The organism is Kitasatospora sp. CM 4170 (assembly GCF_032110285.1).
Classification (GTDB): domain Bacteria; phylum Actinomycetota; class Actinomycetes; order Streptomycetales; family Streptomycetaceae; genus Kitasatospora; species Kitasatospora aburaviensis.
In genome coordinates, this window is record NZ_CP134877.1 from 5,861,516 (window position 1) to 5,874,912 (window position 13,397).

9 protein-coding genes are annotated in these 13,397 nt (G+C 73.1%); 4 read left to right on the forward strand and 5 right to left on the reverse strand.

The genetic code is table 11. The features are described 5' to 3' along the window. Positions 1-462: 462 nt before the first annotated feature. The 4 genes from RMN57_RS25115 (at position 463) to RMN57_RS25130 (ending at position 5,095) form a co-directional block, all read left to right on the forward strand. Positions 463-1,455 carry a tetratricopeptide repeat protein gene (locus tag RMN57_RS25115; protein ID WP_313765579.1) on the forward strand — a complete coding sequence of 331 codons (993 nt, stop codon included), beginning with the start codon at positions 463-465 and terminating at the stop codon, positions 1,453-1,455. 721 nt (positions 1,456-2,176) lie between these two features. Beyond that, complete coding sequence (locus RMN57_RS25120) at positions 2,177-2,845, forward strand: DUF6230 family protein (protein WP_313765580.1); 669 nt, start codon at positions 2,177-2,179, stop codon at positions 2,843-2,845. Positions 2,846-2,978: 133 nt separating this feature from the next. Next, a complete protein-coding gene (locus tag RMN57_RS25125; protein ID WP_313765581.1) occupies positions 2,979-3,647 on the forward strand; it encodes a DUF6114 domain-containing protein in 669 nt (222 codons plus the stop codon). Continuing rightward, positions 3,644-5,095 (forward strand): hypothetical protein, encoded by a 1,452-nt coding sequence (locus RMN57_RS25130; protein WP_313765582.1) that lies wholly within the window; start codon positions 3,644-3,646, stop codon positions 5,093-5,095. The genes RMN57_RS25125 and RMN57_RS25130 overlap by 4 nt, the downstream gene beginning before the upstream one ends. Positions 5,096-5,167: 72 nt before the next feature. Here the strand turns inward: RMN57_RS25130 and pyk are convergent, their stop codons facing one another. The 5 genes from pyk to glgB form a co-directional block, all read right to left on the reverse strand. Then, positions 5,168-6,595: a pyruvate kinase gene (pyk, locus tag RMN57_RS25135; RefSeq protein ID WP_313765583.1), complete on the reverse strand. Its 1,428-nt coding sequence runs from the start codon at positions 6,593-6,595 to the stop codon at positions 5,168-5,170. Positions 6,596-6,689: 94 nt separating this feature from the next. Next, positions 6,690-7,904 (reverse strand): acetate kinase, encoded by a 1,215-nt coding sequence (locus tag RMN57_RS25140; protein ID WP_313765584.1) that lies wholly within the window; start codon positions 7,902-7,904, stop codon positions 6,690-6,692. After that, positions 7,901-10,057 (reverse strand): phosphate acetyltransferase, encoded by a 2,157-nt coding sequence (gene pta, locus RMN57_RS25145; protein WP_313765585.1) that lies wholly within the window; start codon positions 10,055-10,057, stop codon positions 7,901-7,903. Before pta ends, RMN57_RS25140 begins: the two co-directional genes overlap by 4 nt. 129 nt (positions 10,058-10,186) lie before the next feature. Then, positions 10,187-10,861, reverse strand: coding sequence for a hypothetical protein (locus RMN57_RS25150; RefSeq protein ID WP_313765586.1), 675 nt, complete (start codon positions 10,859-10,861; stop codon positions 10,187-10,189). A 62-nt stretch (positions 10,862-10,923) separates the two neighbouring features. Further along, positions 10,924-13,299 carry a 1,4-alpha-glucan branching protein GlgB gene (glgB, locus tag RMN57_RS25155; protein ID WP_313765587.1) on the reverse strand — a complete coding sequence of 792 codons (2,376 nt, stop codon included), beginning with the start codon at positions 13,297-13,299 and terminating at the stop codon, positions 10,924-10,926. Positions 13,300-13,397: the final 98 nt, after the last annotated feature.

A 13,397-nucleotide genomic window follows, 5' to 3' on the forward strand; every position in this document is an offset into this window, starting at 1 on the left:
TGGCCCGGGCGGTGGTGCTGTCGGGGCTCTCCGGGGCTGCCGGGAGGCCGTCCTGGTGGGCCGGCCGGTCCGGGGTCACGGGGGGCTGGGGGGCCGGCACCGCGCCTCCTTGCGATTTACTGGTAAGTAACATGGGTGGGACCGGTAACGGTAGCGACTCCCCGCACTCCAGGTCAGCCTGGCCGCCCGGGAAAGTGGGGCAGCTCACGTCCCGGGAACGGTGGATGGGGTTGCGGCGGGGGCCCTCGATCCAGTTACGCTACGAGTCGTAGCGAAAGCAGTGACAACCAGGCGCCGCAACCCCGTGGGACGGGGGCGGCGCGGGCGCGGGTGGGGATCCGCGCCGAACGGTTCAGGTTTCGGGGGTGGGCGAAGGCCCGGGAGCCGGTGCCGCGCAGCCCGCGCGGGGCGGTTTTCCCAGGTTGGTGCCCGGGAGCGGCGCGGACGGGGGAGGATGGTGCCATGCAGCCACGGAATTCGCGTCCCAACAGCTCCGCCCTGCGCGGTGCGGTCGATCTCGCCGCAGTGAAGGCAGCCGGCGAGGCTGCCCAGAAGGCCGAGCAGGCCCGGGCCGAGCGGGCCCGTCAGGCGGCCGCCGCCGAGGCGGCCGGGGTGGCGACCCCCCAGTCCGCGTACGAGCTCGTCATCGACGTCACCGAGGACACCTTCGAGTCCGAGGTCGTCCAGCGCTCCACCGAAGTTCCGGTGGTCATCGACTTCTGGGCCGAGTGGTGCGGCCCGTGCAAGCAGCTCAGCCCGATCCTGGAGCGGCTGGCCGAGGAGTACGCCGGCCGGATCGTCCTCGCCAAGATCGACGTCGAGGCCAACCAGCTGCTCGCCCAGCAGTTCGGCATCCAGGGCATCCCGGCCGTGATGGCCGTGGTGGCCGGCCAGCTGGTCCCGCTGTTCCAGGGGGCCGAGAGCGAGGCCAACGTCCGCAAGGTGCTGGACCAGCTGATCCTGGTCGCCGAGCAGCGGTTCGGCGTGGTCGGCGGCTCCGCGGAGCCCGGTGCGGCCGGCGAGGCCGCGCCCGTGGTCCCGGAGGACCCGGCGCTGGCGGCCGCGCACGACGCGCTGGACCGGGGCGACCTGGGCGGCGCGGTCCAGGCGTACCGGAACGTCCTGGCCGACCAGCCGGGCAACACCGAGGCCAGGCTGGGCCTGGCCCAGGCGGAGCTGCTCCACCGGGTCGAGGCGCTCGACCCGCAGGCCGTCCGGGCGGCGGCCGCGGCCGACCCCAAGGACGTCGAGGCCCAGCTGCGGGCGGCCGACCTGGACCTGGTCGGCGGGCACGTCGAGGACGCCTTCGGCCGGCTGGTGGACACCGTCGGCAAGACCTTCGGCGAGGACCGGGACACCGCCCGGCTCCGTCTGCTGGAGCTGTTCGAGGTGATCGGCCCGGAGGACCCGCGGGTGACGGCGGCGCGGACGGCACTGGCCCGCGTGCTGTTCTGAGCCGGCCGCGCCGGGCCCGGCCGGACGCCCCCTGCGGGCGCGTTCTGGCACGGCGGATGACCTGCGGTGTCGCTGGTGATTTGGCGACAATACGGTCATCGCGTGAGAGGTTTACCAAATCTTGACAACACCCGTGGGTGGTCACTTCAGGTGATCACCCACGGGTGTTTCGCAGGTGTTTCCGGCGGATTTCGCCGTCACGTTTCCTCCATTTCGTCACGCTGGGTGAGCGGTCTGCCGATTCCATGATCGTCGACATGTGATGTTGGATTACCCGTCAGTAATGAACCCCTTGTGCTTCGCCCGGGATTCAAGCAGCATCGGCGACGCCCGGTCCCAGACTCCACACCCCCGACAGCCGGTCGGCGGACGGAGCGAGGGATCCCCACCGGGCAAGCCGTCGGTCACGGCCGGCGGCAGGGAGGGCAGGGGGGTATCCGCGGTCCCACGGCGGTTCCTGTCCTTCGACCGGCCGCGCGGCCCGCGCGGTCGCTGGTTGTCGCTCGGGGGTGATCGCCGATGTCGTCGGTCCTGCCCGCCGCCCCGCAGGGGTGGTCGGTGAAGGGACGGGAGTGCCGCTGTGTGCCGGCCGCTCCCGCGTCCGACGACGCTCACGGCGCTCTCCGCTACCGAGGACGTAGCTCTCTCCCATCCCAGGCCCCCACCGGTGCGGGACGCACCGCCGGGCGCCGGAGATGTACGTCCTAGAAGGAGGACTCGCATGTCCCAGACCTACGGCAAGACCCGCTGGAAGCGCTTCGCCCTCGTGATGGTGCCGGGCATCGCCGCCACCGCCGCGGTCGGCGTCGCGATGGCCAACAACGCGCTCGCGGCGTCGTTCAGCGTCTCCGGCCAGAGCTTCAAGGTCACCACGCAGGAGCTGCACGGCAAGAACTTCGCGCAGTTCGGCTCGATCGACGCCGAGGCCAACGGCACGCCGCACCCGATCGCCGTCTCGGCGTTCGACTCGGCCACCATCAAGGGCCTCTGCCAGTCGGTGGTGACCGACCCGAACATCATCCCCGGCCTGCCGTGGAAGCTGCCCAAGATCACCCTGCGTCTGGAGGCCGGCTACTCCGACGACGTGGCGAAGCAGGTCTCCGCCAAGAACCTGCTGATCGACCTGGACCAGCTGAACGCGGACGCCGAGTTCACCAACATCAACATCGGCCAGGACGCCGCGACCCTCAAGGGCACCGCGACCGAGAACTGGAAGGGCGCGCTGCCCGGCAGCACCAAGCCCACCGGCAAGGTCGGCTTCGCCCAGGCGGCCGAGAAGGCCGACCTGTACAACGTTCAGCAGACTGCGTGGGCCACCTCGGCCGGCACCTTCACGCTGAACGGCCTGAAGCTCAACCTGCACACCGACGGCGGGCACGAGTGCTACTAGGCCGCTGACCGGCGGCGGGTCCCTCGATCCGCCGCCGACCACGGCACCCGGGGGGCCGGGGACGGTGTGTGCGCCGTCCCCGGGCCTCCCCCTCCCGTTTCTCCCCTCGTTCACACCATCGAGGAGCTGCACCGTGTCCAGCGCCCTTGCCGAGCTGCGGCCCGCCGACCACGAGAACCCCGTCCAGTGGGTGCGCCGGGTGTTCCGTAATTTCCGCCGGTCCCGGCCGTTCTACGGCGGTCTGCTGGCCATGTTCGCCGGCGTCCCGATCATGTACTTCCCCTATGCCAAGCTCTCGCTGAACGGCATGACGGTGGCCATGGCCACCACGGCCGGCGCCGGGTCGCTGATCATCGGCATCCTGTTGATCGTGCTCGGGCTGACCGCCTGGTTCCAGTCGGCCGTGCGGATCTTCGCCGGTGTCGCCACCATGCTGCTCACCCTGGTGTCGATCCCGGTCTCCAACCTCTCCGGCTTCGGCATGTCATTGCTGCCGGGCCTGATCGGCGGCGGGCTGATGGTCGCCTGGGCGCCGAACCCGGTCGCGGCCGAGCCGGCCGCCGCCACCGCAGCCGAGGCCGTTGCCGTCGACGCCGCGACCGCCGAGACCGTTGCCGCCGCGCCCGTCGCGGAGGCCACCGCGGCCCGGGCCGCGACCGCCGGGGCCGCCCCCGCCGAGGCCGCCACCGCGCAGCTGCCGGCCGTGCCCGGCCAGGGCGAGCGGCCGGTCCTCGACAAGGCCCCGACCGCCGAGGGCACCGTCCCGCGGCAGCAGGGCGGCGACGTCGAGGAGGCACGGTGACCGCCCCGGAGGAGCAGCAGGGCCGGCCCGCGCAGCCGGAGCAGCGCTCCGGGCGGCACGCCGCCCGCCGGACGCCGGTCCGGATCAGACTGCGAGGGCGGGCGCTGGCCATGGCCGCGGTGCCGACCGCACTGCTGATGGCCGCCACCTACACGCCGAACGCGGCCGTCGCCGAGCCGGCCGCCGGGAAGACCTGCGCCAGCGCGCCGGACACCCCGGTGCAGCCGCCCACGGTGGCCGAGACGCCCGTTCCGAAGAGCGAGCTGCCCCCGCCGCTGCCCGGCCCGTCCGTGCCGCTCCCGGCGGACCCGACCACCGCGCCGGCCGCGCCCTCGACGGCGCCCGCGCCGACGGCGGCCCCCACGACGCCGGCGGCCCCGACGGCTCCGACGTCCGCGCCGAGCAGCCAGGCCCCGGCGCCCGCGTCGAGCCCGGCCGCGGCGCCGGTCCGGTCCGCGACCGCCGGCGGCTCCGGCGGGGTGGTCCAGGCCGGGCTGATCGACGACGTCGTCGGCGGCATCACCAACCTGCTCAACCCGAGCGCCTCGCCCAGCCCGTCGGCCTCCGCCGGCGGCGCGAAGGCGGCGCCCGCCGCGCCGTCCGCGGCGACGGCGCCCGCCGCCGGCAACCGCGCGGTGGCGGCCCCGGCCGCCCCGGCCGCGGGCACCCAGGAGCCCGCCGCACCCGCGCCGTCCTCCGCCGCCGGCCCGGCCCCCGTGGCCGCGCCGTCCGGCGCCCCGTCCGGCGCGCCGCGCCCGGCGGCGTCCGCCTCGACGGGCAGTGGCAAGACCACCGTGAAGCCGTCCGCCGGCGCGAAGGCCACCGGCTCGGCGGCGCCGTCGGCCGGGGCCCGGACGCCGTCCGCCTCCGCCTCCGCCTCACCGAGCGCCGACCCGAACTGCCTCGTCCCGCTGAAGGGCCTCTCGGCCGGCGACAAGCCGGACAACCCGATCCTCGTCCCGGACCAGAACTGGACCCTGCAGACCAGCCGGCTGACGCTGAACCACGCCGTGCTGATGGGCGTGGTCAAGGTCCAGACGCCCACCGGCACCAAGCGGGTGCTGAAGTTCGTGGTCGACAGCGTGGACATCGAGAACCTCGACATGTCGACACTGGAGGGCAACGGCAAGACCTTCCACGTCAAGGGCGCGCCGGGCTCGGTCTCCACCATGCGCAAGGGCCCGGTCACCATGTACGTGGAGCGGATGTCGGGCCACCTCTCCAAGGTGCTCGGCCTGCCGGTCCCGATCGACCTGGGCGAGCTCACGCTCACCCCGGACGGTCCGCTGCCGCAGTGGCTGTACGACCTGATCGGCAAGCTGGAGATCCCGCTCTGGCTGGAGATGACCGGCGTCACGGCGGTCCAGTCCGGTCAGTTCGGCGGCACGCTGAAGATCCCCGGCATGCGGCTCTACAACGACGACACGCCGTACGTCGGCAACCTCTAGGCGAACGCCCGTGGGGCGGTCCCCTCCACTGCGGAGGGGACCGCCCCACGGGCGTTTCCGGGTTCCGGGCGACTACTCGCCGCGGGTGCCCAGGTGGTGCACCTGGACCATGTTGGTGTTGCCGGGGACGCCGGGCGGCGAGCCGGCGGTGACGATGACGGTGTCGCCCTCGCCCAGCTCGCCGATGCGCAGCAGCTCGCGGTCGACCTGGGCGACCATCTCGTCGGTCGAGCCGACCTGCTCGGTGACGTGCGCCTCGACTCCCCAGCTCAGCGAGAGCTGGTTGCGGGTGGCGACGTCCGGGGTGAACGCGATGACCGGGATCGGCGAGCGGTAGCGGGAGAGCCGGCGCGCGGTGTCACCGGACTTGGTGAACGCGACCAGCGCCCTGCCGTTGAGGAAGTCGCCCAGCTCGCAGGCGGCGCGGGCGATCGAGCCGCCCTGGGTGCGCGGCTTGCGGCCCGGGTTCAGCGGCTGCAGGCCCTGGGCGAGCAGCTCCTCCTCGGCCTTCTCGCAGATCCGGCTCATGGTGCGGACCGTCTCGACCGGGTACTTGCCGACGCTGGACTCGGCGGAGAGCATCACCGCGTCGGTGCCGTCCAGGATGGCGTTGGCGACGTCGGAGACCTCGGCGCGGGTCGGGCGCGAGGCGTGGATCATCGACTCCATCATCTGGGTGGCGACGATGACCGGCTTGGCGTTCCGGCGGGCCAGGGTGATCAGCTGCTTCTGGACCAGCGGCACCCGCTCCAGCGGGTACTCGACGGCCAGGTCGCCACGGGCCACCATGATGGCGTCGAAGGCGAGGACGATCTCCTCCATGGCCTCGACGGCCTGCGGCTTCTCGATCTTGGCGATGACCGGCACGCGGATGCCGACCTCGTCCATGACCTCGTGGACGTCCTTGATGTCGGCCGCGTTCCGGACGAAGGAGAGGGCGACCATGTCGACGCCCAGCTCCAGGGCGAAGCGCAGGTCGTCCTTGTCCTTCTCGGACAGGGCGGGCACGTTCACGGCCGCGCCGGGCAGGTTGATGCCCTTGTTGTTCGAGAGCACGCCGCCCTCGACCACCACGGTCTTCACCCGCGGGCCGTCGACGCTGACGACCTCCAGGGCGATGACGCCGTCGTTGATCAGGATCGGGTCGCCGGGCTTCACGTCGCCGGGCAGGCCCTTGTAGGTGGTCCCGCAGATGTGCTGGTCACCGGGGACGTCCTCGGTGGTGATGGTGAACTCGTCGCCGTTGTCGACGGTCACCGGGCCGTTGGCGAAGGTCGCCAGACGGATCTTGGGACCCTGGAGGTCGGCAAGGACGCCGATGGCCTTGCCGGTGTCCTCCGAGACCTGGCGGACCTTTCGGTACCGCTCCTCGTGGTCCGCGTGGGTGCCGTGGCTCATGTTCAGTCGGGCGACGTTCATGCCCGCCTCGACGATGGCCTTCAGCTGTTCGTAGGAGTCCGTGGCCGGACCCAGGGTGCAGACAATTTTCGCTCGGCGCATATCGGTCAGTCTATCCGTTCGTGTTATAGGTGCATTCGGCGCGAATCGCGAGGAATCGCCGACGAAGGATTTCGCGGACCGAGACGACGGGGTGTCAGTCCGCGGACTCCCGGTGGACCAGGGCGAACGCCTGCCGCGCGATCTCCAGCTCCTCGTCGGTGGGCACCACGGCGACGGCGACCCGGGAGTAGGCGGAGGAGATGATCCGCGGTTCGCCGGAGCGCACCGAGTTCAGCTCCGGGTCGATGGCGATCCCCAGCTCCTCCAGCCCGGCGGCGGCCGCCGCCCGCACCGGGGCCGCGTTCTCGCCGACGCCGGCGGTGAAGGCGATCGCGTCCACCCGGCCGAGCACCGCGTAGTAGCCGCCGATGTACTTGCGCAGCCGGTGGACGTACGCGTCGAAGGCCAGCCGGGCGTCCGCGTCGCCCTCCTCCGCGCGGCGCATGATCTCGCGCATGTCGTTGTCCCCGCAGAGGCCGAGCAGGCCGCTGCGGCGGTTGAGCAGGGCGTCGATCTCGTCCACGGACAGGCCGCCGACCCGGTGCAGGTGGAACACCACGCCCGCGTCGATGTCACCCGAACGAGTGCCCATCACCAGGCCCTCCAGCGGGGTGAGGCCCATCGAGGTGTCCACGCAGCGCCCGCCGGATACCGCCGAGGCGGAGGCGCCGTTGCCCAGGTGGAGCACGATCACGTTGACCTCGGCCGGGTCCTTGCCGAGCAGCCGGGCGGTGGCCCGCGAGACGTACTGGTGCGAGGTGCCGTGGAAGCCGTACCGGCGCACCCGGTGCTCGTCCGCGACCGCCCGGTCGATCGCGTACCGGGCCGCGTGCTCGGGCATCGAGGCGTGGAAGGCGGTGTCGAAGACGGCCACCTGCGGCAGGTCCGGGCGCAGCGCGCGGGCCACCTCGATGCCGGTGATGTTGGCCGGGTTGTGCAGCGGGGCCACCGGGACGAGCCGGCGGATCTCCCGGAGCACCTCGTCGGTGATCACGGTCGGCTCGGTGAACCGCAGGCCGCCGTGGACCACCCGGTGGCCGATCGCGGCCAGCTCGGGGGAGTCCAGCCCGACGCCGTCGGCGGCCAGCTCCTCGGCGACGGCCTTCAGGGCGGCGCCGTGGTCGGCGAAGACCTGCACCGCCTCGCGCCTCCCACCGGTGCGCGGGGTGTGCACCAGCCGGCCGCCGGCCTCGCCGATCCGCTCGACCAGGCCGGCCGCCAGGCGCGAGCCGTCCAGCATGTCGATCAGCTGGTACTTCACCGACGAGGAGCCGGCGTTCAGGACCAGGACCCGGGTGCCTTCACTCACTGCTGTGCCTCCTGCGACGGACCGTGCTCCCGCGGTCGGCCGTGCTCCTGCGACTGGATGGCGGTGATCGCGACGGTGTTGACGATGTCCTCGACCAGCGCCCCGCGCGAGAGGTCGTTGACGGGCTTGCGCAGACCCTGCAGGACCGGGCCGACCGCCACCGCGCCGGCCGAGCGCTGGACCGCCTTGTAGGTGTTGTTGCCGGTGTTGAGGTCCGGGAAGATCAGCACGGTGGCCCGGCCGGCCACCGGCGAACCGGGCAGCTTGGTGGCCGCGACGTGCTCGTCCACCGCCGCGTCGTACTGGATCGGCCCCTCGACCAGGATGTCCGGGCGCAGCCGGCGGACCAGCTCGGTGGCCTTGCGGACCTTGTCGACGTCGGCGCCGGAGCCGGAGGTGCCGGTGGAGTAGGAGAGCATCGCGACCCGCGGCTCGACACCGAACTGGGCGGCGGTGGCGGCGGACTGGATGGCGATGTCGGCCAGCTGCTGGGCGTCCGGGTCCGGGTTGACCGCGCAGTCGCCGTAGACCAGCACCTTGTCGGCCAGGCACATGAAGAAGACGCTCGACACGATGGCGGCGCCCGGCGAGGTCTTGATCACCTCGAAGGCGGGCCGGATGGTGGCGGCGGTGGAGTGCACCGCGCCGGAGACCATGCCGTCGGCTATGCCCTCCTGGACCATCAGGGTGCCGAAGTAGGAGACGTCGGTGACCACGTCCAGGGCCCGCTCGACGGTCATCCCCTTGTGCGCGCGCAGCTTCGCGTAGAGCTCGGCGAACTGGCGGCGCAGCGGGCTGGTGGCCGGGTCGACGATCCGGACCTGGGCGCGGTCGGCCGCGGGGGCCTCGGCGGGCAGGGCGATGCCGAGCGCGGCGGCCTTGCGGCGGACGGCGTCGGGCTCGCCGAGCAGGGTGAGGTCGCAGATGTTGCGGCGGAGCAGGATCTCGGCGGCCCGCAGCACCCGCTCCTCGGCGCCTTCGGGGAGGACGACGTGCCGGCGGCCTGAGCGGGCCCGCTCCAGCAGCTCGTGCTCGAACATCATCGGGGTCACCCGCTCCGACCGGCCGACCTCGATCCGGTTGGTCAACTCGACGGTGTCCACGTGCAGTTCGAAGAGCCCGAGGGCGATCTCGGCCTTCCGCGGGCTGGTCGCCGAGAGCTTGCCCTCCAGGTGGGTGAGGGTGGCGGCGGTGGGCCAGCTGCCCTCGGGAACGACCGCGACCGGGGTGCCGGGGGCCAGCCGGGCGGCCAGCGCCATGACGTTCGGGCCGGGGTGCTGGCCGAGCGTCAGCAGCACGCCGGCGATCGGCGGGGCGCCGGCGGCGTGCGCGGCCAGCGAGCCGATCACCAGGTCGGCGCGGTCCCCGGGGGTGACCACCAGGGCGCCCTCGGTCAGCGCGTCCAGGAAGGTGGGCAGCATGGCGCCGCCGAAGACGAAGCCGCGGACGTCCCTGGCCAGGCCCGCCGCGTCGCCGGTGAGCACCTCGGCGCCGGTGGCCTCGACCAGCTGTGCGACGGTCGGTGCGGCGAGCGCCGGCTCCTCCGGGATGACGTACGCGGGGATCGCCAGCTTCTCGGTGAGTTTGCGCTGGATCCGCTGCTTGGCGGAGGGGGCGACCCGGTTGGCGATCATCGCGAGCGTCGCGCAGCCGAGGTCGGTGTAGGCGCGGTGGGCGTTGCGGACCTCGGCGATCACCGCCTCGGCGTCCTGGGTGTGGCCGCCGACCACCGGCAGCACGGCGGCGCCGAACTCGTTGGCGAGCCGGGCGTTGAAGGCCAGCTCGTCCGGGATGTTGGTGTCCGCGAAGTCGGTGCCCAGCACCAGCACGGCCTGGCAGCGCCGCTCCACCGCGCGGAAGCGGTCGACCAGGACGGAGACCAGCTCGTCCTGCCCCTGGGCGGCCTGCAGGGCGGCGGCCTCCTCGTAGGTGAGGCCGTACAGCTCGGCGGCCGGCAGGTCCAGCCGGTAGCGGGCCCGCAGCAGCTCCACCACGTGGTCGGAGCCGGCCTCTCCGGGCGCGTGCGCGTGCACCAGCGGCCGGAACACCCCCACCCGGTCCACCTGGCGGGTGAGCAGTTCCATGACCCCGAGTTCGACCGCCTGGCGGCCGTCCCCCCGGTCGATCCCGGTCACGTACACGCTGCGCGCCACGGCGGCTGTCTCCGTCCCGTCGTCTCAGAGAGTGGTCGTCTCGACCATACCTTCGCACCACGAACACACGTCCGCGAGCAGAGCCCTGCCCGGCGGGCAAGGGACGAAGGTCACGTCGGAGGGGGGCGGTCAGGGCCGGGCGAGCGTGTCGGAGAGATCGGATCCGGACAGCTCCAGTTCGACCCCGTGCGTGGTCTCGGTGAGCCCGAGCTCGGCCACGCGCCGGTCCAGCAGCCACCCGTGCCGGCGGTGCAGGAGGTTGCGGCGCCCGGGGGACCAGCCGTCCTCGGCGAGCGCGGCCCGCAGCCGGGCGGCCACCTCGGCGGGCGGCAGGCCGGTGGTGCTGCCGACGGTCAGGGTTCGGGCACAGAAGTTGGAGCCGCAGTAGCCGTCGTCGTCGTGCTCGACGGTCAGCCCGGGCGGCAGCGACACCTCGGTGGCGCTGGGGAGGAAGGCATCGTAGGCGAGTCCCCGGTAGGCGAAGCCGATGGCGACGCCGACCAGGGCGTGCACGGTGAGCGCGACCGCGGCCCCGCCGACCGGGGTGCCGGACTCCTTCTTCGGCCGGGGGCCGCGCAGCCGCCGCTCGGTCAGTGCTCCCGCCAGGACCACCAGGCCGGACAGGAGCGGGTAGCCGGCTTCGAACTCGGCGGCGGCGCGGGTGGAGTACCACTCCTGCTGCAGGCCGACGAGGGCGACGGCCAGGCCGGCGAGGAGCGCGAGGACGGCCGCCCCGACCACCCGGGTACGGACCAGGAACGCCCAGCAGAGGAGCGGCAGCAGGACGTACAGCAGTCTCAGCACGAACAACACGAAGCAAGCCCCCCGCCTGCTGACGATCAGTCCCAGGCGGGGAGCCTAGACCCTCAGGCCGGGCGGAGCCAGACGGTTGCGAGCGGGGGGAGGACCAGCTCGGCGCTGCGCGGCTGGCCGTTCCACCCGGTGGCCTCGGCCTTGACCGGGCGGGAGTTGCCGACGCCGCTGCCCCCGTACGCCTCGGCGTCGGTGTTCAGCACCTCCTCCCAGAGCTGCTCGCGGCCGTCGAGCGCCGGCAGGCCGACCCGGTGGCCGTGTCGGACGACGGGGGAGAAGTTGCAGACGGCGACCAGCGGCGTGCCGTCGGCCGCGTAGCGGACGAAGGAGAGCAGGTTGTCGTCGGCGGCCCCGCCGTCGAGCCAGCGGAAGCCGTCCGGGGTGGTGTCCTGCTCCCACAGGGCCGGGGCGTCCAGGTACTGCCGGTTGAGGTCGCCGACCAGGCGGCGCACCCCGAGGTGCTCCTCGGCGGCCGGCCACGCCTCGTCGAGCACCCACCACTGCGGGCCGTGCTCGTGGTCCCACTCCGCGCCCTGGGCGAACTCCTGGCCCATGAAGAGCAGCTGCTTGCCCGGGTGGGCCCACATGAAGCCCAGGTAGGCGCGGTGGTTGGCGCGCTGCTGCCACCAGTCGCCGGGCATCTTGGCGACCAGCGCCTGCTTGCCGTGCACCACCTCGTCGTGCGAGATCGGCAGGATGTAGTTCTCCGAGTAGGCGTACACCATCGAGAAGGTCATCTCGTTGTGGTGGTACTTGCGGTGCACCGGCTCCTTGGACATGTACACCAGCGAGTCGTGCATCCAGCCCATGTTCCACTTCAGCCCGAAGCCGAGGCCGCCGCTGTCGGTGGGCCGGGTGACGCCGTCCCAGGCGGTGGACTCCTCGGCGACGGTGACCACGCCGGGGCAGCGGCGGTAGACGGTGGCGTTCATCTCCTGGAGGAACGCGGCCGCGTCCAGGTTCTCCCGTCCGCCGTGCCGGTTGGGCGTCCAGGCGCCGCCCTCGCGGGAGTAGTCGAGGTAGAGCATCGAGGCGACGGCGTCCACCCGCAGGCCGTCGATGTGGAACTCCTCGCACCAGTACACCGCGTTGGCGACCAGGAAGTTGCGCACCTCGGTGCGGCCGTAGTCGAACTCCAGCGTGCCCCAGTCCGGGTGCTCGGCCCGGAGCGGGTCGGCCGGCTCGTACAGCGGCTCGCCGTCGAAGCGGGCCAGCGCGAAGTCGTCCTTGGGGAAGTGCGCGGGCACCCAGTCGACGATCACGCCGATGCCGTGCCGGTGCAGGGTGTCGACCAGGTGGCGGAAGTCGTCGGGGGTGCCGAGCCGGGCGGTGGGGGCGTAGTAGCCGGAGACCTGGTAGCCCCAGGAGCCGCCGAACGGGTGCTCCATCACCGGCATGAACTCCACGTGGGTGAAGTTCAACTCCTTGAGGTAGCGCGGGAGTTCCTCGGCGATCTCACGGTAGGTGGTGAGGTCGGGCCGCCAGGACGGCAGGTGCAGCTCGTACACCGACATCGGCGCCCGGTGGTGCGCGGCGCGGGCCCGCCGGGCCATCCACTCGCCGTCCTCCCACCGGTACGAGGAGGAGGTGACCACCGAGGCGGTGCCGGGCGGGCACTGGGCGGCCCGGGCCAGCGGGTCGGCCTTGTCGAGCACCCAGCCCTGCCGGGTGTGGATCTCGTACTTGTACTCGGTGCCCTCGGCCAGGCCCGGCACGAACAGCTCCCAGATGCCGGAGGATCCGAGCGAGCGCATCGGGTGCCCGGTGCCGTCCCAGTGGTTGAAGTCGCCGATCAGCCGGACGCCGGCCGCGTTGGGCGCCCAGACCGCGAACGCGGTGCCGTGCACCCCGCCGACGGTGCGCACGTGCGAGCCGAGCGCCTTCCAGAGCTGCTCGTGCCGGCCCTCGGAGATCAGGTGCAGGTCCAGCTCGCCGAGGGTCGGCGGGGTGCGGTAGCCGTCGTGCTGGCGCAGCGGCGCGCCGCCGGGATAGGTCACCAGCAGCCGGTAGTCGGGCACCTCGCTCCCGGCCAGCAGGCCGGTGAACAGGCCGCCCTGCTGGTGGGTGAGCTCCGCCGGGCCGTGCGCGGTCTCCACCACCACCCGCTCGGCGAAGGGGCGCAGCACCCGGATCGCGGTGCCGCCGTGCACCGGGTGGGCGCCGAGCAGGGCGTGCGGGTCGTGGTGCTGCCCGCCGACCAGCCGGTCCACCTCGGCGGGCGGCAGCGGCGCCTCGGGCAGGCGCAGCGCGCCCACCGGCGCGGCGGGGCCGTCGTCCGCCACCGGCGGCCGCGGTTCGGCGCGCCGGGGGGCGGCCGGTGCCGCGGGCGCCTCGGCCGCCGCGGGCTCGCGCCGGGGGGAGTCCGCGGACGCCAGGAAGGTGGCGGGGACGGTACGGGTGGTGCGGCCGGGCGGGTCGAGCGGCGTCACGGCGTGGTCCTCCTGCGGAATCGGGGTGGCCGCGGGAACGTCGGCGGCAAGGTGGGCCTGCTCCGGGGGCGGGAGCGGGGGTGGAGCCGGGGGAGCGC